Annotated in this window: 20 protein-coding genes and 2 other annotated features; all 20 genes read left to right on the top strand. The window is 43.7% G+C overall.

Annotated features, from left to right (window positions below):
* Positions 1–26 precede the first annotated feature (26 nt).
* The 20 genes from radA (at position 27) to rpoB (ending at position 19,498) form a co-directional block, all read left to right on the top strand.
* The gene (gene radA, locus B7E06_RS21090) at positions 27–1,403 is read left to right on the top strand and encodes a DNA repair protein RadA (RefSeq protein ID WP_082235796.1); all 1,377 of its coding nucleotides are present in this window, start codon (positions 27–29) and stop codon (positions 1,401–1,403) included.
* Positions 1,404–2,474, top strand: coding sequence for a DNA integrity scanning diadenylate cyclase DisA (gene disA, locus B7E06_RS21085; protein WP_082235795.1), 1,071 nt, complete (start codon positions 1,404–1,406; stop codon positions 2,472–2,474).
* Between the two features lie 149 nt (positions 2,475–2,623).
* Positions 2,624–3,730, top strand: a complete 1,107-nt coding sequence (locus B7E06_RS21080) for a PIN/TRAM domain-containing protein (RefSeq protein ID WP_082235794.1) — start codon at positions 2,624–2,626, stop codon at positions 3,728–3,730.
* A 76-nt stretch (positions 3,731–3,806) separates the two neighbouring features.
* Complete coding sequence (locus B7E06_RS21075; RefSeq protein WP_342743652.1) at positions 3,807–5,009, top strand: bifunctional 2-C-methyl-D-erythritol 4-phosphate cytidylyltransferase/2-C-methyl-D-erythritol 2,4-cyclodiphosphate synthase; 1,203 nt, start codon at positions 3,807–3,809, stop codon at positions 5,007–5,009.
* A 53-nt stretch (positions 5,010–5,062) separates the two neighbouring features.
* Positions 5,063–6,532: a glutamate--tRNA ligase gene (gltX, locus tag B7E06_RS21070; protein WP_082235792.1), complete on the top strand. Its 1,470-nt coding sequence runs from the start codon at positions 5,063–5,065 to the stop codon at positions 6,530–6,532.
* Positions 6,533–6,578: 46 nt separating this feature from the next.
* Positions 6,579–6,798, top strand: a binding site (T-box leader).
* A 64-nt stretch (positions 6,799–6,862) separates the two neighbouring features.
* Complete coding sequence (gene cysE, locus B7E06_RS21065) at positions 6,863–7,519, top strand: serine O-acetyltransferase (protein WP_082236095.1); 657 nt, start codon at positions 6,863–6,865, stop codon at positions 7,517–7,519.
* Entirely contained in the window at positions 7,509–8,909 is a 1,401-nt protein-coding gene (gene cysS / locus B7E06_RS21060) for a cysteine--tRNA ligase (protein WP_082235791.1), read from the top strand. Before cysE ends, cysS begins: the two co-directional genes overlap by 11 nt.
* 19 nt (positions 8,910–8,928) lie before the next feature.
* Positions 8,929–9,312 (top strand): Mini-ribonuclease 3, encoded by a 384-nt coding sequence (locus B7E06_RS21055; protein ID WP_082235790.1) that lies wholly within the window; start codon positions 8,929–8,931, stop codon positions 9,310–9,312.
* Entirely contained in the window at positions 9,309–10,052 is a 744-nt protein-coding gene (rlmB, locus tag B7E06_RS21050; protein WP_082235789.1) for a 23S rRNA (guanosine(2251)-2'-O)-methyltransferase RlmB, read from the top strand. The genes B7E06_RS21055 and rlmB overlap by 4 nt, the downstream gene beginning before the upstream one ends.
* Before the next feature lie 3 nt (positions 10,053–10,055).
* Positions 10,056–10,565, top strand: a complete 510-nt coding sequence (locus B7E06_RS21045) for an NYN domain-containing protein (protein ID WP_082235788.1) — start codon at positions 10,056–10,058, stop codon at positions 10,563–10,565.
* Between the two features lie 76 nt (positions 10,566–10,641).
* Positions 10,642–11,295 carry an RNA polymerase sporulation sigma factor SigH gene (gene sigH / locus B7E06_RS21040; RefSeq protein ID WP_082235787.1) on the top strand — a complete coding sequence of 218 codons (654 nt, stop codon included), beginning with the start codon at positions 10,642–10,644 and terminating at the stop codon, positions 11,293–11,295.
* A gap of 81 nt (positions 11,296–11,376) precedes the next feature.
* Positions 11,377–11,526 carry a 50S ribosomal protein L33 gene (gene rpmG / locus B7E06_RS21035; protein ID WP_082235786.1) on the top strand — a complete coding sequence of 50 codons (150 nt, stop codon included), beginning with the start codon at positions 11,377–11,379 and terminating at the stop codon, positions 11,524–11,526.
* A 40-nt stretch (positions 11,527–11,566) separates the two neighbouring features.
* On the top strand, positions 11,567–11,740 hold the full coding sequence (gene secE, locus B7E06_RS21030) for a preprotein translocase subunit SecE (protein ID WP_082235785.1): 174 nt from the start codon (positions 11,567–11,569) through the stop codon (positions 11,738–11,740).
* 136 nt (positions 11,741–11,876) lie between these two features.
* Complete coding sequence (gene nusG / locus B7E06_RS21025) at positions 11,877–12,413, top strand: transcription termination/antitermination protein NusG (RefSeq protein WP_082235784.1); 537 nt, start codon at positions 11,877–11,879, stop codon at positions 12,411–12,413.
* A gap of 155 nt (positions 12,414–12,568) precedes the next feature.
* On the top strand, positions 12,569–12,994 hold the full coding sequence (gene rplK / locus B7E06_RS21020; protein WP_143414535.1) for a 50S ribosomal protein L11: 426 nt from the start codon (positions 12,569–12,571) through the stop codon (positions 12,992–12,994).
* A 117-nt stretch (positions 12,995–13,111) separates the two neighbouring features.
* Complete coding sequence (rplA, locus tag B7E06_RS21015) at positions 13,112–13,807, top strand: 50S ribosomal protein L1 (protein WP_082235783.1); 696 nt, start codon at positions 13,112–13,114, stop codon at positions 13,805–13,807.
* 50 nt (positions 13,808–13,857) lie between these two features.
* Positions 13,858–14,005, top strand: a sequence feature (ribosomal protein L10 leader region).
* A 40-nt stretch (positions 14,006–14,045) separates the two neighbouring features.
* Complete coding sequence (rplJ, locus tag B7E06_RS21010) at positions 14,046–14,546, top strand: 50S ribosomal protein L10 (protein WP_082235782.1); 501 nt, start codon at positions 14,046–14,048, stop codon at positions 14,544–14,546.
* A 53-nt stretch (positions 14,547–14,599) separates the two neighbouring features.
* Positions 14,600–14,965, top strand: a complete 366-nt coding sequence (gene rplL, locus B7E06_RS21005) for a 50S ribosomal protein L7/L12 (protein WP_082235781.1) — start codon at positions 14,600–14,602, stop codon at positions 14,963–14,965.
* An 81-nt stretch (positions 14,966–15,046) separates the two neighbouring features.
* Positions 15,047–15,649, top strand: coding sequence for a class I SAM-dependent methyltransferase (locus B7E06_RS21000; RefSeq protein ID WP_082235780.1), 603 nt, complete (start codon positions 15,047–15,049; stop codon positions 15,647–15,649).
* Positions 15,650–15,967: 318 nt separating this feature from the next.
* The gene (rpoB, locus tag B7E06_RS20995) at positions 15,968–19,498 is read left to right on the top strand and encodes a DNA-directed RNA polymerase subunit beta (protein WP_082235779.1); all 3,531 of its coding nucleotides are present in this window, start codon (positions 15,968–15,970) and stop codon (positions 19,496–19,498) included.
* The last annotated feature ends 15 nt before the right edge of the window (positions 19,499–19,513 follow it).

The raw sequence follows: 19,513 nt of genomic DNA, 5'->3' as shown, positions 1-19,513 counted from the left end.
TAATAAGGAAGAGGGAGAGAGCGCCTTTGGCGAAGCGAAAAACAAAATTTGTCTGTCAGGAATGTGGATATGAGACTCCTAAATGGATGGGCAAATGTCCGGGATGCCAGCAATGGAACACTTTAGTGGAAGAAGCAGCAATAACGGGCAGTCAATCTCGGCACGTGTTCCAGACCAGTTCCTCAGGGTCCTCAAAACCCGAGAAAATAACACAGATCAAGTCAGAAAAAGAACCTCGAATAAGAACCGATATGCCGGAATTAAATCGAGTGCTGGGAGGAGGAATCGTCCCGGGATCGCTTGTTTTAATCGGTGGTGATCCGGGTATTGGGAAGTCAACTTTGCTCCTTCAGGTTTCAGCACAGATTGCCAATAAACAGTTACCGGTTTTATATATATCAGGAGAAGAATCGACACGTCAGACAAAGCTCCGTGCTGAGCGGCTTGGAGTGGAGTCGGATGAGCTTTATGTGTTGTCTGAAACCAATCTTCAAGATGTACTCACACAGATTGATGTTATTAATCCTAAGTTTGTCATCATTGATTCCATCCAGACTATTTTTAAAGAAGATGTCACTTCTGCTCCTGGAAGCGTTTCCCAGGTTCGTGAGTGTACGAGTCATTTAATGAGAGTAGCCAAAAGCAAAGGTATTCCGATTTTTATCGTCGGCCATGTAACGAAAGAAGGGGCGATTGCCGGTCCCCGTCTGCTTGAACATATGGTGGATGCCGTTTTATATTTTGAAGGAGAAAGGCATCATACCTTCCGTATCTTAAGAAGTGTAAAAAATCGTTTTGGAAGCACTCATGAGATGGGGATTTTTGAAATGAAAGAAAAGGGATTAGAAGAGGTGCTGAACCCTTCGGAGATTTTTCTTGAAGAAAGGTCCCAGGGAGCGGCGGGATCGATTATTGTGGCATCAATGGAAGGTACAAGACCTGTGCTTGTTGAAATCCAGGCCCTGATTTCGCCCACAGCATTTGGAAACCCGAGGCGGATGGCCACAGGACTTGACCATAACCGTGTGCCGCTTCTGATGGCCGTTCTTGAAAAAAGAGTGGGTCTGCTGCTTCAAAACCAGGATGCCTATTTAAAAGTGGCAGGCGGTGTAAAACTCGATGAACCAGCCGTTGACTTGGCTGTCGCCATTAGTATTGCTTCAAGCTTTCGAGAGCAGCCATCAAACCCTAACGATGTAGTGATAGGGGAGGTTGGCCTTACGGGGGAAATACGCCGTGTTTCTCGTATTGAGCAGCGCGTACAGGAAGCAGCTAAACTTGGTTTTAAGCGTGTTATAATTCCACAGAAAAATTTTGATGGCTGGACACCACCTTCGGACATTGAAGTCATTGGTGTGAACACGGTTCAGGAAGCCATGCAAATCACATTGGGGGATCGATAAATGGAAGCATACGACAGGACAGGCGACATCGGAGATATGCTTAAATTCGTAGCTCCCGGTATGCCCATTCGCGAAGGAATCGATAATGTCTTACGTGCTAAAACGGGCGGCCTTATCGTAATGGGCTATGGAAAAGAAGTGCAGGAGCTGGTGGACGGAGGATTTCATATTCAATCAGCCTTTACTCCGGCCCACCTTTATGAGCTTGCAAAAATGGACGGAGCGATCATTTTAAGTGATGCAGGTGAGCAAATATTATATGCAAATGCTCAGCTAATGCCCGACCCGGATATTCTTTCAACAGAAACGGGGATGCGGCACAGGACGGCAGAAAGAGTTGCCAAGCAGACAGGCCACCTTGTAATTGCCATTTCACAAAGACGGAATGTCATTACTCTTTACAAGGGAGGGGTCCGCTACTCCCTTAAAGATATTGGTGTCATTCTCACGAAAGCGAACCAGGCCATTCAAACGCTTGAAAAGTATAAGATTGTCTTAGATCAAAGCATTACAAATTTAGGGGCGATGGAATTTGAGAACATGGTATCCTTCTCAGAAGTTATTCAAGTCGTTCACCGAATCGAGATGGTGCTGCGTATTAAAAATGAGATTTTAAACTATGTCAATGAACTCGGAACAGAAGGACGTCTGATTCAGCTACAGCTGACTGAGCTTGTTTCTAACATTGAAGAGGAAGCGTCACTGCTCATTAAAGATTACAGCAAAAGGGGCGATTACGAGCCTTCCTACCTGTTAAATAAAATGCAGGAATCTGCCGGGACAGAGTTGATGTCTGATGAGCAGGTGCTGAAACTGTTAGGGTATTCTGTTCATGAAAAGCTTTCAGATCCGATCTATCCACGGGGCTACCGGGTTATGCACAAAATCCCTCGACTGCCCCCGATTATTATCGAACATTTAGTCCAAAGGTTCGGAGTGCTTCATGAAGTAATGGCAGCTACTGTGAAAGAACTAGTTGAAGTCGACGGGGTGGGAGAAGTAAGAGCCAAGAAAATCTGTGAAGGTTTAGAGCGGATACAGGAGCAGTTATTTGTCGATCGGCATTTATGATCATTTGACTAGTAGGTAATTTGTATGATACAATATTTACCTTTTAATTGAAAAATATTGTAATTTATGCTAGTTTATATTCAAGATTTCAATTCTAAACGATTATTAGCTAGTATGGTTGGTCATAATGTATTTAAGGAGGTGAGCAAGTGCTTAAACGAATTGTTCAATTGTTTATTATCATTACTGGCGGTACGATCGGCTACCTATATATTCCCGAACTGTTTTCTTTAATGGATATTACGTGGCAGAGCTGGATTCAATCTGTTGCCGGGGCGGTCTTAGGAGCACTTATTTTATTTTTATTAACTTTCTGGATAGTTGACTATATTGTCGATTTCCTGAGGTGGGTAGAGGATACACTGGTACGAGCCCCTGTGGCTGATTTGCTGTTTGGAAGCATTGGTCTCATTGTCGGTTTAATCATTGCTTATTTAATTAACAACATTCTTCAGGATCTCGAAATTAAAGTTGTCAGTCAGGTTCTGCCTATTTTTATTACGATTTTATTAGGTTATTTAGGTTTTCAAGTAGGGTTTAAGCGAAAAGATGAGTTTTTATCTCTTTTAACTCTTGCTAGTAAAAAGGATAAGAAGTCTTCAGAGGATGAGTCATCAAAAAGTGTGCAGGTGGATCCAGCCTTAATTCCAAAAGAGAAAATACTTGATACGAGCGTAATTATTGATGGCCGTATTGCCGATATTTGTGAAACCCACTTCTTAGAAGGAACGGTGGTCATCCCTCAATTCGTATTGGAAGAACTGCAGCATATTGCCGATTCTTCTGATGGACTCAAGAGGAACCGGGGACGCCGCGGACTTGATATTTTAAATCGTCTTCAAAAAGATCTTCCTGTTAATGTGGAAATTTACGAAGGGGATTTTGAAGAGATTCAGGAAGTAGACAGCAAGCTTGTAAAGCTGGCTAAAGTAATGGACGGTATTGTTGTAACGAATGACTTTAATTTAAATAAAGTATGCGAGTTTCAAAATGTCCAGGTACTGAATATTAACGACCTTGCCAATGCTGTTAAGCCGGTTGTTTTGCCTGGAGAAGAAATGTCCATCCAGGTCATTAAAGACGGGAAAGAGCAGAAACAGGGAATCGGTTACCTTGATGATGGAACGATGATTGTCGTAGAAGAAGGTAAAGAATATATTGGAAAAACGATTGAAGTAATTGTAACGAGTGTGCTTCAGACATCAGCAGGCCGGATGATCTTTGCGAAGCCGAAATCACTTGAAAAAGCTTTATAAAAACGGTATAACAAATAGAGATTAACAAAAGTGATAACAGTGTGTTATCGCTTTTGTTGTTTCAAATACATTTAGGATGGTAGCCATGATTAATTATTCAGCAATTGTATTAGCGGCTGGACAGGGTAAAAGGATGCTGGCCGGAAAGAATAAGCAGTTCCTTATGATTAATGATCAGCCATTGATTATACATACATTGATTGCTTTCTCGCAGGATCCGTGGTGTGAGAAAATCATTCTTGTGACTAATGAAAGAGAATATGCTCAAATGCAGCAGGTGCTGAATGACTATCCGATTAAAAAGCCGATACAGCTTGTTAACGGAGGAGAAGAGAGGCAGGACAGTGTGTATGCCGGTCTTGAAGCTCTTAATGAAGAGAGGGAAGATTCTCTTGTTTTTATTCATGATGGTGCACGTCCTTTTATTAAAAGAAGCAACCTTCATAAATTAGCAGAGGTGGTCAAGGAAGACGGAGCAGGACTGCTGGCAGTACCTGTTACAGATACCATTAAACAGAAGGATGATAAGCTGACGACCCTTGACAGGAAGAAGCTTTGGGCAGCACAGACTCCTCAGGCCTTTCGCCTGTCGGTTATCAAAGATGCCCACAAGCAGGCACGGAAAGAAGATTTTTATGGAACGGATGATGCTTCATTAGTGGAGCGTCTGGACAAGCCTGTCGCAATTGTCGAAGGCAGTTATGATAACATTAAATTAACGACGCCTGAGGATTTGTCGAAAGCGAGATCTTTTTTGACAGATCAAAATAAAGAAAAGGACGGCGATATGGCTATGTTTCGTATAGGACAGGGTTTTGATGTACACCAGTTAACAGAGGGACGCCCGTGTATTATTGGAGGGATTGAGATCCCTTATGAAAAAGGACTGCTTGGCCACTCGGATGCCGATGTGCTGCTGCACACGATTGCGGATGCCTGTCTTGGAGCAATTGGAGAAGGCGACATCGGCAAGCATTTTCCAGATACAGAAGAAGCGTTTAAAAATGCTGATTCGGGTAAACTTCTGCAGCATGTATGGAAACTTGTAAACGAGCAAGGCTATGAATTAGGAAACTTGGATTGCACTGTGATCGCCCAGGCCCCTAAAATGGCCCCATATATTGAAGAAATTCGCAGCAATATTGCTAATTTGCTTAACAGTGACAGTCAGCGGATTAATGTAAAAGCAACGACGACCGAGAAACTCGGGTTCACCGGCCGTAAAGAAGGAGTAGCCGCTCAGGCTGTAGTGCTTTTGCAAAATAGTCAACAATCGTAACTTATTAATGATAAACTAGAGAAAGTTAAAAGAGAACGAAAAGGAGTTTTACTATGAGTAATGAAGTAAGAGTGCGTTATGCACCGAGTCCGACGGGGAATCTTCATATCGGAAATGCCCGTACGGCTTTATTCAACTACCTGTTTGCCAGAAATGCAGGCGGAAAATTTATTATTCGCGTGGAAGATACCGATGCGAAGCGTAACGTAGAGGGCGGCGAACAAAGCCAGCTGGAATATTTGAAGTGGCTCGGCCTTGAGTGGGACGAAGGTGCTGATGTTGGCGGTGAATACGGCCCGTATCGCCAAATGGAACGTTTAGATATTTACAGTAAATATGTGGAAGAACTTTTGGAGCGCGGTCTTGCGTACAAATGCTACGTAACAGAAGAGGAACTGGAAGCTGAGCGTGAAGCACAAATGGCCCGCGGAGAAGCACCTAAGTATTCTGGGGCTCATCGTGATTTAACAGAAGAACAGATCCGCCAGTTTGAAGAAGAAGGGCGCCAGCCGAGCATCCGCCTTCGTGTTCCCGAAGGTCACACGTATACCTTTAATGACTTAGTACGAGGCGATATTACGTTTGAAGCCGGTGACTTTGGTGACTGGGTGATCGTGAAGAAAAACGGCACACCGACTTATAATTTTGCGGTAGCGGTTGATGACCATTTAATGAAAATCAGTCACGTGCTTCGAGGGGAAGAGCATATTTCCAACACTCCAAAGCAGATGATGGTTTATGAGGCGTTTGGATGGGAAGCTCCTGTATTCGGTCATATGACACTGATTCTAAATGAAAATCGTAAGAAGCTCAGTAAGCGCGATGAGCATATTCTGCAATTTATTGAGCAGTATAAAAATCTTGGCTATCTTCCAGAGGCCCTCTTTAACTTCATCACACTGCTTGGATGGTCTCCTGTTGGTGAAGAAGAAATCTTTACACAGGATCAGCTGATTGATATTTTTGATGCGGATCGTTTGTCTACGTCACCAGCGATTTTTGATGCCGCGAAGCTGAAGTGGATGAATAACCAGTATATTAAAGCTGCTTCTCTTGAAGAAGTTGTAGATCTTACACTTCCTCACTTAATACAGGGTGGACGTGTATTTGAAGATATGAGTGAGGAAGGCCGTGAATGGACACATGAGCTTATCTCTCTTTATCACGAGCAGTTAAGCTATGGAGCGGAAATTGTAGAGCTGACTGACCTGTTCTTTAAGAAACAAATCGAATACGGTGAGGCAGCTATGGAAGTTCTAAACGGTGAACAGGTGCCTGAAGTTTTAAGTGTATTTAAGGACAAGCTGGATGAGCTTGAAGAATGGACGCCGGAGAACATTAAGAAGCAAGTGAAAGCCGTCCAGAAAGAAACCGGACATAAAGGCAAAAAGCTGTTTATGCCGATTCGGGTAGCGACAACAGGTCAGACTCACGGTCCTGAGCTGCCAAATGCGATTCGTCTGCTTGGGGAAGAAACTGTCAAATACCGATTAAATCATTCTTTGGAGCAGATTCAAAGCTAAACTGTTCACAATTGGGTACTTTTATCATATAGTAGAGATACCAATATACGAAGCGTTGAAGAGGAGAAGTAAGGATGTTACTCCCTTATCCAGAGAAAATCACCATGGCTGAGAGTGATTTAAGGGAAGATCCAGAAATGCACCTCTGAGTCTTTGGCTGAAAGAACGAGTAAGCTAAAAGCGGTACCTGCCGTTATCAGGATAAGCGGGGAAATTTATTTTCCCAAACAGAGTGGAACCGCGCTGACCAGCAAAGCGTCTCTGTGCCTAAATGGCACGGAGGCGCTTTTTTTGTACCGTAAAAGAAGAAAGGGAGGATCAATCATGGGATTGTTTAAGTTGTTCAAAGAAGATGTCGATGTCGTATTTGATCAGGATCCAGCCGCTCGTTCTTATATTGAGGTGATTCTGACGTATTCGGGTCTCCATGCCACCTGGGCTCATCGGATTGCCCACAGCTTTTATAAACGAAAGTTCTTTTTTCTCGCCCGTTTGATCTCTCAAATCAGCCGCTTCTTCACAGGGATTGAAATCCATCCTGGAGCTAAGATCGGCCGCCGCTTTTTCATCGACCATGGAATGGGTGTAGTTATTGGGGAGACGTGTGAGATTGGAGATAATGTCACATTATTTCAAGGCGTCACTCTAGGTGGAACTGGTAAGGAAAAAGGAAAGCGGCACCCGACTTTAAAGGATAATGCTCTAGTTGCCACAGGAGCAAAAGTTCTCGGTTCAATTACGATTGGAGAGAACTCAAAGGTGGGCGCCGGTTCTGTCGTTTTAAAAGATGTTCCGGATAATTCGACAGTTGTCGGAATCCCGGGCCACGTCGTAGTTCAGGATGGGAAAAAAGTAAGGTCGCGTGATCTTGAGCACCACAAACTCCCGGATCCGATTTATGATCGGTTAAATGAGATGCAGGAAGAAATTAAGCAGCTATGCTTGCAGGTGGAACAACGAGAAGGAGTGAAGCAAAATGAGCATTAAAATTTATAACACCTTATCCCGCTCCAAAGAAACCTTTACCCCAATTGAAGAGGGGAAAGTAAAAATGTATGTGTGCGGTCCGACGGTTTATAACTATATCCATATAGGGAATGCACGTCCAGCGATCGTTTTTGATACGGTAAGGCGTTATTTTGAATATAGAGGGTATGAAGTTAAATATGTACTCAATTTTACTGATGTAGATGACAAATTAATTAAAGCGGCGAATGAATTAGGCGAAGAGGTTCCTCAGATCGCCAACCGCTTTATTCAGGCATATAAAGAGGATGTTGGAGCGCTCGGAGTGCAGGAAGCTGTTCATCATCCGCGCGTTACAGAGAATATGGAGGAAATCATTTCCTTCATTCAAGGACTGATTGACAAAGGTCATGCTTACGCTTCAGAGGGAGATGTTTATTTCCGGACACGATCGTTTGATGGTTACGGCAAACTGTCCCATCAGTCAATCGATGAATTACGCACCGGTGCCAGAATTGAAGTCGGAGAGAAAAAGGAAGACCCGCTTGACTTCACACTCTGGAAGGAAGCTAAAGACGGCGAGATCGCCTGGGAAAGCCCATGGGGCAAAGGGCGTCCGGGGTGGCATATTGAATGCTCCGCAATGGCGAAGAAGTATCTTGGAGATACGATTGATATCCATGCCGGCGGACAGGATTTAACGTTCCCTCACCATGAAAACGAAATTGCCCAGTCTGAAGCAAACAATGGTTCTTCCTTCGCGAGATACTGGATGCATAATGGTTATATTAATATTGATAACGAAAAAATGTCGAAATCACTCGGCAACTTCGTGTTGGCTCATGACCTTGTGAAAAAGCATGATCCGCAGGTTATCCGCTTCTTTATGCTAAGTGTGCAGTATCGTCATCCTATCAATTTCAGTGATGAACTGCTGGAGGGAGCCAAAAGCAGTTTTGACCGCATAAAGAACGCTTATGAGAACCTTAAGTATCGTATGAACTCCAGTGTAAGCCTTACAAATGATAATGAAAAATGGTTGAACGAGATCGACCAGCATAAGCAGCGCTTTATAAAAGAAATGGATGATGATTTTAATACGGCAAATGCTATTTCTGTCTTATTTGATCTGACGAAGTCGATTAATCTTTACCTGCAGGCTGACCAGACTCATACAGATGTCCTCCAGGTATTTGCTCGTACGCTTGAAGAGCTCATAAATGTCCTGGGTCTGGAAATCTCTCAGGAAGCAGAACTGCTGGATGAAGAAATTGATGCGTTAATTGAAGAAAGAAAGCAGGCACGCAAGGACCGTAATTTTGCCCGTGCTGATGAGATCCGAGATGAATTAAAGGCCCGCCATATCATCCTTGAAGATACATCTCAGGGCACACGCTGGAAACGAGGGTAATGCTGTGGAAGTAAAACATATGAAAAGCTTGGCTTTAGCCTATATGGGAGATAGTGTGTATGAATTGCATGTCCGCCGTTACCTGTTAAAAAAGGGGGAAGTTAAGCCGAATCAGCTGCACAAAGCAGCCGTTCGATTTGTTTCGGCTAAATCCCAGGCTCAAGTGGTACAGGCCTGGCAGGAGGAGAGCCTGCTGACTGAGGAAGAGGAAAGTGTACTGCGCCGCGGGCGCAATGCTAAATCCGGCAGTGTCCCAAAAAATACGGACGTCCAGACATACCGCTATTCCACGGCTTTTGAAGCTGTTCTAGGCTATCACTACCTGTCCGGTCATGAAGATCGTCTGGAAGAGCTGATCACAAGTGCGATACAACATGTTGAAAAAAGGAGAGTACAGCAATGAGGGAAGAGTGGATTCTAGGAAAAAACAGTGTAATGGAAGCCATTAAATCAGGCCGTTCAATTAACAAGGTCTTTATATCTGAACAGCTCCAGCCCCAAGCAGCTCGTAAAATCGAGCAGGCGGCTAAAGAGAACGGGGTGCTTGTGCAGAGAGCACCTAAGAAGAAGCTTGACCAGTTGGCTGATGGGAATCACCAGGGTGTGGTTGCAGCTGTAGCGGCTTATGAATACAGCGATATTGAGGATCTTTTTGCACGGGCTGAAGAAAAAGGAGAGCCTCCGTTTTTCCTGATCTTAGATGAAATTGAAGACCCTCATAATTTAGGCTCTATTTTACGGTCTGCTGATGCAAGCGGTGCCCATGGCGTGATTATTCCAAAGCGTCGTGCTGTTGGTCTGACTTCAACCGTAGCCAAAACCTCGGTAGGTGCCATTGAACACGTTCCGGTTGCTCGTGTGACAAACCTTTCACGTACAATTGATGAGCTGAAAGAGCGGTTCGTCTGGATTATCGGAACCGAAGCAGACGCAAAGGAAGACTATCGTCAGCTTGATGGGAAAATTCCTGTGGCGCTCGTTATTGGAAATGAAGGTAAAGGGATGAGCCGTTTAACGAGAGAAAAATGTGACTGGACCGTTAAACTTCCTATGGCCGGAAAAGTGTCCTCGCTGAATGCTTCAGTAGCGGCCTCTCTTTTGATGTACGAAATCTATCGCAAACGTCATCCTTTAGGGGAATAGAACATGAATGTACTCATTGTCGATGGCTATAACATGATTGGTGCGTGGCCGGAGCTGCAGAAATTGAAAGACAAAGATCTCGCCCAGGCGAGGGATCTGCTCATTGAGATGCTCGCAGAATACCAGGCATATAAGGGAGACCGGGTCATTGTAGTGTTTGATGCCTACCACGTAAGAGGTCTAGACAGTAAGCAGAAAAATTTTAAAATCGAAGTGATTTTTACGAAAGAGAACGAAACAGCGGATGAGCGAATTGAGAAGCTCTCCGGTGAGCTGAATGATGTCCGGACCCAGGTGTATGTCGCTACTTCAGATTACGCAGAACAACGGACGATCTTTGCCCGGGGCGCCTTTCGAAAATCGGCGAGAGAATTATATATTGAAGTAAAGAATATTCAGCTTGAAATAAAAAAAGATGTAGAATTGCATAAATCGGTCCAAAATCAGCCTAAAATTCCGATAAATAAAGAGATAAGAGAGATTTTTGAACAGTGGCGGAGGGGGCGTAAATAAGAAAGCCATGTTGACGCTTTTGAAACGCTTACTGTATAATATTTCTATATTTAGGTAACGTCGGAGGGATCCTTAAGTGAGCAGCGGACAAACACAGATAGGCATCGATAAGGTCGATTTCAGTAAGCTTGATGATGAAGAAATTATCTTACGGATCAACCTTGGTCAGGTTCAGGCCTTGGACTTTTTAATTGATAAGTATAAGAATTTCGTGCGCGCCAAAGCAAGAACGTACTTTCTAATTGGGGCAGATCGGGAGGATATCGTTCAGGAAGGCATGATCGGTTTATATAAAGCCATTAGAGATTATCAGGGAGACAAGCTCTCATCGTTTAAAGCTTTTGCTGAATTATGTGTTACTCGTCAAATCATTACCGCTATTAAAACCGCTACCCGCCAGAAGCATATTCCACTAAATTCCTACGTTTCACTGGACAAGCCAATTTTTGATGAGGAAGCAGACCGTACGTTATTGGATGTAATCGCAGGTTCCAAAGCTATTGATCCTCAGGAGCTGATGGTTAATAAAGAGCGATTTGGAGATATTGAAGAAAAAATTTCTGAACTCCTTAGTGAACTGGAGCAGAAGGTTCTGTCGCTTTACCTTGATGGTAAGAGTTATCAGGAAATTTCTGTAGAGTTAAATCGTCATGTCAAATCTATTGATAATGCGCTTCAACGGGTAAAACGAAAGCTTGAGAGATATATAGAGTTTAGTGAAACGACATGATCTGCAAGGAATTGACACTCTACTGTAAGCGTGCTACATTATTGGGAGTGAATGAAACCTCTACGAACGAGGGGACTGTCGATGAGAAAGAAAATTATACTAGCATGCACTCAATGTTTAAGCCGCAATTATAGCACTCATATAAACCGCTCGAATCAGTCAGAACGATTAGAAGTTCGCAAGTTTTGCAAATCGTGTGGAGAACACACGCTGCACCGTGAAACGAAATAGAGGATGAAGCCGGCGGGCGCAAGTTTGGGGGTTGTTTGACATGTTTAAATTTTTTAAGAATGTAGCTCGTGAAATGCGTAAAGTGAGCTGGCCGAGCGGCCGGGAGCTTTACAAATATACGATTACAGTATTGGGTACTGTTGTGTTCGTTGCTGTGTTTTTCGCCGTTGTCGATCTTGGAATTTCGCAGCTGCTTGAACTTATTCCGAGATAACGAGATAATAGAAAAGCTGCTTTTGTGATATACTAGGTAAAAGCACCGTTTAAAAACCCGTTTAACGGGTTTTTTCATGTTGGAAAAAATTACGAAAGATAAGGGAGGGAAGGACAAGCCGCTTGTCCTGTACTAAATGGAAAAAAGATGGTATGTGGTCCACACGTATTCAGGTTATGAAAACAAAGTGAAGGCCAACTTAGAGAAACGCGTAGAGTCTATGGGTATGGAAGATAAAATCTTCCGCGTTCTTGTACCAGAGGACGAAGAAACGGAAATAAAGAACGGCAAGCGTAAAGTGAATAAGAAAAAGGTGTTCCCGGGTTACGTTATTGCAGAGATGGTAATGACGGATGATTCCTGGTATGTCGTTCGGAATACTCCGGGGGTTACTGGTTTCGTAGGATCTACAGGCTCCGGCTCAAAACCTATCCCTCTCCTGCCGGAAGAAGTGGATACAGTACTTAAGCGTATGGGTATGGCAGAGCGTTCGGCTGCACAGGTAGACTTCGAAATTAAAGAGAGTGTGAAAGTGACAGACGGTCCGTTTGCTAACTTCACAGGTTCGATTGAAAATATCGATGCAGATAAGCAGAAGGTGAAGGTGCACGTTAACATGTTCGGACGTGAAACACCTGTTGAATTAGATTTTTCACAGATTGAAAAATTATAAAGTTTCCCCTTTCCCCTTGCATTATGTGAAAATAGATGCTAAAATTCTTATGTTCTTTATGTGCCTCGAAAAGTGAAGAGGCTTGATGCATAAATGCGATGAGTGGGAGGGGAAAACCCTATTACCACATCACGGACTTTAAGGAGGTGTGTCTCGTGGCTAAAAAAGTAATTAAAGTTGTAAAGCTACAGATTCCAGCAGGTAAAGCTAACCCAGCTCCACCGGTAGGACCGGCACTAGGACAAGCGGGTATTAATATCATGGGCTTCTGTAAAGAATTTAACGCTAAAACACAAGATCAAGCAGGAATGATTATTCCGGTTGAGATCTCAGTTTTTGAAGATCGTTCTTTTACATTTGTTACAAAAACTCCGCCAGCTGCTGTTCTTTTGAAGAAAGCGGCAGGAATCGAATCAGGTTCAGGCGAACCGAACCGTAACAAGGTAGCGACAGTTAAACGCGATAAAGTTAAAGAAATCGCTGAAACTAAAATGCCTGACTTGAATGCTGCTGACGTTGAAGCTGCAATGCGTATGGTTGAAGGTACTGCACGCAGCATGGGAATTACTATCGAAGACTAATCCCACAGCGTCGCTCTAGAATGGAGTTGAAGGTTGCGAGTCAGGAGCGATCCTTGATTCGCAACCTTTAATCGTGGGAGGTAAATCCGTTAAAACCACAAGAGGAGGAAATTAAAAATGGCTAAAAAAAGCAAAAAGCAACAAGAGCTTAATAAACTTGTTGATCGTACGAAAGCTTATGAAGTAAACGAAGCAATCAGCCTTGTGAAAGAAACAGCAAAGGCTGGCTTTGATGAAACAGTAGAAGCGGCTTTCCGTCTGGGTGTTGACCCTAAGAAAGCTGACCAGCAAATCCGTGGAGCAATGGTGCTTCCACATGGTACAGGTAAAACTCAGAGCGTTCTTGTTTTCGCTAAAGGTGATAAAGCGAAAGAAGCAGAAGCTGCTGGTGCTGACTACGTAGGAGAGCAGGACCTTATTAATAAAATTAATCAAGGCTGGTTCGATTTTGACGTAGTTGTAGCAACACCTGACATGATGGCTGAAGTTGGTAAACTGGGCCGTGTGCTTGGACCAAAAGGCCTTATGCCAAACCCTAAAACAGGCACGGTTACTTTTGAAGTTGAAAAAGCAGTAAATGAAATCAAAGCAGGTAAAGTAGAATACCGCGTTGATAAAGCTGCTAATATTCACGTTCCAATCGGTAAAGCTTCATTTGACCAGGAAAAACTTGTAGAGAACTTCGAAGCGCTGACAGAAACGTTAGTAAAAGCGAAGCCTCAAGCGGCTAAAGGCACTTACGTACGTAATGCTGCAGTTTCTTCTACAATGGGCCCTGGAATCAAAGTTGACGTTGCCAACTACGTGAAGTAATTTAGTTGTTGACTTTCCGTTTCTAAACTCTTATAATTAGAAACGTTGTATAAATTGAATACGTTATACCGAAGACAGCAGGTGCACACGGTGCTTAATTTCCTGCCGAGGTGTGTGAATAAACAGGACAGCTTTTAACCGACCTGTTCTGTCATACGTACCTCCGTGTCTTCACGGAGGTACTTTTTATTTCTAAAACACGAATCGGTATGATGAAAAGTCATTAGGAGGTGGAACGATGAGCAAAATTATTGAGCAAAAGCAACAGGTAGTAACTGAAATTGCTGACAAATTCCGTAATAGTAAGTCTGCTGTACTTGTAGATTACCGCGGTCTTGATGTAGCAGAAGTTACAGAACTGCGTGCTCAGCTTCGTGAAGCAGGCGTTGATTTCAAAGTGTACAAAAACACAATGACTCGCCGTGCGACTGCGGAGACTGGTCTAACTGATCTTGACGAGGTTCTTGTAGGACCTACTGCGTTGGCATTCAGTGAAGACGATGCTGTATCCCCGGCAAAAGTTCTTAACAACTTTGCAAAAGATCACGACAACCTTGAGCTTAAAGGCGGAGTGATCGAAGGGAAAGTTGCAACTCTTGAGCAAATCAAGGAACTTGCGACTCTTCCAAACTACGAAGGTCTTGTATCTATGTTCCTAAGCGTAATTCAAGCCCCTGTTCGCAACTTCGCTTATGTTACAAAAGCGATTGCCGAGCAAAAAGAAGAAGAAGGCGCGTAAATCCCGTTTTCGGTTAAATAAAATTATTATATTTTCTAAGGAGGAAATTTCTCATGTCTAACGAACAAATTATCGAAGCGATTAAAGAAATGACAGTTCTTGAGCTTAACGATCTAGTTAAAGCTATTGAAGAAGAATTTGGTGTAACTGCTGCAGCTCCAGTTGCGGCTGGCGGTGCTGCTGCAGGCGGCGAAGCTGCTGAAGAGCAAACTGAATTTGATGTAGTCCTACAATCTGCTGGAAGCTCTAAGATTAAAGTAGTTAAAGCGGTTCGCGAAATTACTGGTCTTGGTCTTAAAGATGCTAAAGATCTAGTTGATAAGGCTCCTGGCGCAATCAAAGAAGGCGTAGCTAAAGAAGAAGCTGAAGAAGTTAAAGCTAAGCTGGAAGAAGCTGGAGCTTCTGTAGAAGTTAAGTAATTTTTTGTGATAAAGAGAGAAAAGCTCGCTGAATTATCGGCGAGCTTTCTTTTTCTTATTTTTTTTAAGAAGGTGTTCTAAGTGTCTGAACATTATTATTCGAAGAGAACAGAGGCAGAAAGCGATGAAAGAACATGGTCTTTTACACTAAGGGAAAACAAGCTAGACTTTACAACAGACCATGCTGTTTTCTCAAAAAGTGAAGTAGACTTTGGATCGCGTGTTCTGATTGAAGCTTTTACCTTTAACGACGTAGAAGGTCCTATCCTGGATCTGGGCTGCGGCTACGGACCAATTGGTTTATCGCTGGCAAGGGAACGCCGTGATCGCCAGATTGTTATGGTGGATGTCAATGAAAGAGCTTTAGAGTTAGCGAAAAAGAATGCCCGCCAAAACGGGATTGAAAATGTAACGATCAAAGAAAGTGACCGTTTTTCCAACCTGGAGGGTGAAGCATTTGCATCTATATTAACGAATCCCCCTATTCGTGCCGGTAAAAAAGTGGTTCATGCCATGTTTGAAGAGGCCTGGGAAGCTTTGCAGACAAATGGTGAGCTTTGGGTAGTTATTCAGAAGAAACAGGGAGCGCCGTCTGCCAAAGATAAATTAGAAGAACTATTTGGGGAAGTAGAAATAGTGACAAAGAACAAAGGATACTATATTTTAAGAGCTGAAAAGGTTTGACGCTCCTTTTTTAATATGGTATTATTGTAAAATGCCAACATGCCTGATGTCATGTCAAGGCCTTTTTCAAATTTTTAGTATAAATCTTTGAAAACGGGATAGAATGGTAGATTATCAATGGAAAGTGAAATGAGGTTTATGAGTGAAAACCCTTTTTCTTTTTTGTCTAACGTTAGAGAGAAATGAAGAAACACCATTCGCCAAAACGGTGAATGTTTAACTATAGTGCTTGTGGCAAGATCAACCGCAAGCCTGTTCGGCATGCCTTTGCCGAACCCTTTTTTGTTATAAAAATGCTTGTTTGAAGGGGTGAATCAGTTGACAGGTCAACTAGTTCAGTATGGACGACACCGCCAACGCAGAAGTTATGCACGAATCAGTGAGGTATTAGAATTACCCAATTTAATTGAAATTCAAACGGCTTCTTACAATTGGTTCTTAGAAGAAGGTTTGAAGGAAATGTTTAAAGACATTTCTCCAATTGAAGATTTCACAGGTAATTTATCACTGGAGTTTATTGACTACAGCTTAGGCGAGCCAAAGTATCCAGTCGATGAGTCAAAAGATAGAGACGTAACTTATAATGCACCACTTCGTGTAAAGGTTCGTCTTCTTAATAATGAAACAGGCGAAGTGAAAGAGCAAGAAGTTTTTATGGGAGATTTCCCGCTGATGACAGACACAGGTACCTTTGTCATTAATGGTGCCGAGCGTGTTATCGTATCCCAGCTTGTTCGTTCACCAAGCGTCTATTTCAATAAAAAGATTGATAAAAACGGAAAACGGGGCTATACCGCAACCGTCATCCCTAACCGCGGGGCTTGGCTTGAATTCGAAACAGATGCGAAAGATGTAGTACATGTTCGAATCGACCGTACCCGTAAATTGCCGATTACTGTACTGCTTCGCGCATTAGGTTTCGGAACAGACCAGGAAATCATCGATTTAATCGGTGAAAATGAGTACCTGACGAATACGCTGGAAAAAGATAATACGGAAAACAGCGAGAAAGCACTGCTTGAAATCTACGAGCGCTTGCGTCCTGGTGAGCCGCCGACTGTAGAAAATGCGAAAAGCTTACTCGTTTCCCGTTTCTTCGATCCAAAGCGTTATGACCTGGCACGCGTTGGCCGTTATAAAATGAATAAAAAACTTCACATTAAAGACCGTCTGTTCAACCAGACGCTGGCTGAAACGGTTGTTGATGAAGAAACAGGTGAAGTTCTTGCCGAAAAAGGCGCGAAAATCGACCGCCGCCTTTTAGATAAATTAATTCCGCATTTTGATAACCAGGAAAAGGCGATTGCAGAACGAGCACTTGACCCTGTAGATGGGGTGATGGATGAGCCGATCCGCGTACAATCTGTGAAAATAGTAGACCCTACGGATCCGGAGGGAGAGCGTTCCATTAACGTTATTGGAAATGCCAACATTGACCGCGATGTGAAGCATATCGCTCCTGCGGATATTCTATCTTCTATCAGTTATTTCTTTAACCTTCTTCATAATGTTGGAGGAACAGATGATATCGACCACTTAGGAAATCGTCGACTTCGTTCTGTAGGTGAATTGCTGCAAAACCAATTCCGTATCGGGCTGTCCCGTATGGAGCGTGTGGTGCGTGAACGTATGTCGATTCAGGACACTTCGTCCATTACCCCGCAGCAGCTGATTAACATCCGGCCGGTCATAGCGTCGATTAAAGAGTTCTTTGGAAGCTCTCAGCTGTCTCAGTTCATGGATCAGACAAACCCTCTGGCTGAGTTAACGCATAAGCGTCGTTTGTCTGCGCTTGGACCCGGTGGTTTAACACGTGAACGTGCAGGATTTGAAGTTCGTGACGTACACTATTCCCACTACGGCCGTATGTGTCCGATTGAGACACCGGAAGGACCAAACATCGGTTTGATCAACTCCCTTTCTTCCTACGCAAAGGTTAATGAGTTTGGATTTATTGAAACTCCATACCGCCGGGTAGACCCGGAAACAGGAAAAGTTACTGCTCAAATCGATTACCTTACAGCCGATGAAGAGGATAACTATGTAGTAGCACAGGCGAACGCCCGTCTTGAAGAAGATGGATCCTTTACAGATGATGAAGTTATTGCCCGTTTCCGTGGTGAAAACACATTAGTTGGACGCGACCGTCTCGATTACATGGACGTTTCTCCGAAGCAGGTAGTATCTGCGGCGACAGCGTGTATTCCTTTCCTTGAGAATGATGACTCCAACCGTTCCCTGATGGGTGCGAACATGCAAAGACAGGCAGTGCCTCTTCTTAAACCTGATGCTCCGCTTGTCGGAACAGGCATGGAATATGTTTCTGGTAAAGATTCAGGTGCAGCCGTCATCTGCCGCCATGAAGGAATTGTTGAACGTGTAGAAGCGAAAGAAGTACACGTTCGCCGCGTCTCTGAAGTAGATGGAAGAGAAGTAGAAGGCGACCTTGATCGTTATCGCTTGCAGAAATTCATTCGTTCTAACCAGGGAAGCTGTTATAACCAGCGTCCGATCGTTGCTAAAGGCGACCGTGTAACTAAAGGTGAAATTTTAGCTGATGGTCCATCCATGGACATGGGTGAGCTGGCTCTTGGACAGAACCCTCTCGTGGCGTTTATGACATGGGATGGTTATAACTACGAGGATGCGATCATTATGAGTGAGCGCCTTGTAAAAGATGATGTTTATACTTCCATTCATATTGAAGAGTACGAATCTGAAGCTCGTGATACAAAGCTTGGACCTGAAGAAATTACACGAGATATCCCTAACGTTGGGGAAGATGCACTGAGAGACCTTGATGAGCGCGGAATTATTCGTGTAGGTGCTGAAGTAAGTGATGGAGATCTGCTCGTAGGTAAAGTAACGCCTAAGGGTGTGACGGAACTTTCAGCAGAAGAAAGACTGCTTCACGCGATCTTCGGTGAAAAAGCCCGAGAAGTAAGAGATACTTCCCTTCGTGTACCGCACGGAGCAGGCGGTATCGTCCTGGATGTGAAAATCTTTAACCGTGAAGACGGGGATGAGCTTCCTCCTGGAGTGAACCAGCTGATCCGCGCTTATATCGTTCAGAAGCGTAAAATCTCTGAAGGGGATAAAATGGCCGGACGTCACGGAAACAAAGGTGTTATCTCGAAGATTCTTCCAGAAGAAGACATGCCTTACCTTCCAGATGGGACACCAGTTGACATTATGCTTAACCCATTAGGTGTACCATCCCGTATGAACATCGGGCAGGTGCTTGAGCTTCACTTAGGAATGGCTGCCCGACAGCTTGGAATTCGTGTCGCCACACCGGTATTTGATGGAGCCCGTGAGGAAGATGTTTGGTCAACACTTGAAGAAGCAGGCATGGCCCGCGATGCGAAGACCATCCTTTATGATGGACGCACAGGGGAACCTTTTGATAACAGAGTTTCTGTTGGTGTGATGTATATGATTAAGCTTGCACACATGGTTGATGACAAGCTGCACGCACGTTCAACAGGTCCTTACTCACTCGTAACCCAGCAGCCGCTGGGCGGTAAAGCTCAGTTTGGCGGACAGCGTTTCGGTGAGATGGAGGTATGGGCATTAGAAGCTTATGGTGCCGCATATACTCTGCAGGAAATCTTGACCGTTAAATCCGATGATGTCGTCGGACGTGTGAAAACATATGAGGCGATTGTTAAAGGAGATAACGTCCCAGAACCTGGGGTACCGGAATCCTTTAAAGTTCTTATCAAAGAACTTCAAAGTCTGGGTATGGACGTTAAGATTTTAAACAGCTCGGATGAAGAAATCGAAATGCGTGATATCGAAGAAGATCAAACCAACGAATCAGAAGAGTTAAGTTTCGAAGAACAATAAATATGATCTTGTCCA

Origin of the sequence: Halobacillus massiliensis (assembly GCF_900166625.1) — a bacterium.
Classification (GTDB): Bacteria; Bacillota; Bacilli; order Bacillales; family Halobacillaceae; genus Halobacillus_A; species Halobacillus_A massiliensis.
Note: the sequence above shows the minus strand (reverse complement) of the source record. Positions and strands in the feature narration are given on the sequence as shown.

Coding starts and splice junctions, on each gene's coding strand:
- rplJ (WP_082235782.1), top strand. CDS start 14,046: ATGAGCAAAATTATTGAGCAAAAGCAACAGGTAGTAACTGAAATTGCT.
- gltX (WP_082235792.1), top strand. CDS start 5,063: ATGAGTAATGAAGTAAGAGTGCGTTATGCACCGAGTCCGACGGGGAAT.
- cysS (WP_082235791.1), top strand. CDS start 7,509: ATGAGCATTAAAATTTATAACACCTTATCCCGCTCCAAAGAAACCTTT.
- B7E06_RS21055 (WP_082235790.1), top strand. CDS start 8,929: ATGAAAAGCTTGGCTTTAGCCTATATGGGAGATAGTGTGTATGAATTG.
- rplL (WP_082235781.1), top strand. CDS start 14,600: ATGTCTAACGAACAAATTATCGAAGCGATTAAAGAAATGACAGTTCTT.
- rpmG (WP_082235786.1), top strand. CDS start 11,377: ATGAGAAAGAAAATTATACTAGCATGCACTCAATGTTTAAGCCGCAAT.
- disA (WP_082235795.1), top strand. CDS start 1,404: ATGGAAGCATACGACAGGACAGGCGACATCGGAGATATGCTTAAATTC.
- nusG (WP_082235784.1), top strand. CDS start 11,877: ATGGAAAAAAGATGGTATGTGGTCCACACGTATTCAGGTTATGAAAAC.
- B7E06_RS21045 (WP_082235788.1), top strand. CDS start 10,056: ATGAATGTACTCATTGTCGATGGCTATAACATGATTGGTGCGTGGCCG.
- rlmB (WP_082235789.1), top strand. CDS start 9,309: ATGAGGGAAGAGTGGATTCTAGGAAAAAACAGTGTAATGGAAGCCATT.
- secE (WP_082235785.1), top strand. CDS start 11,567: ATGTTTAAATTTTTTAAGAATGTAGCTCGTGAAATGCGTAAAGTGAGC.
- rplA (WP_082235783.1), top strand. CDS start 13,112: ATGGCTAAAAAAAGCAAAAAGCAACAAGAGCTTAATAAACTTGTTGAT.
- B7E06_RS21075 (WP_342743652.1), top strand. CDS start 3,807: ATGGTAGCCATGATTAATTATTCAGCAATTGTATTAGCGGCTGGACAG.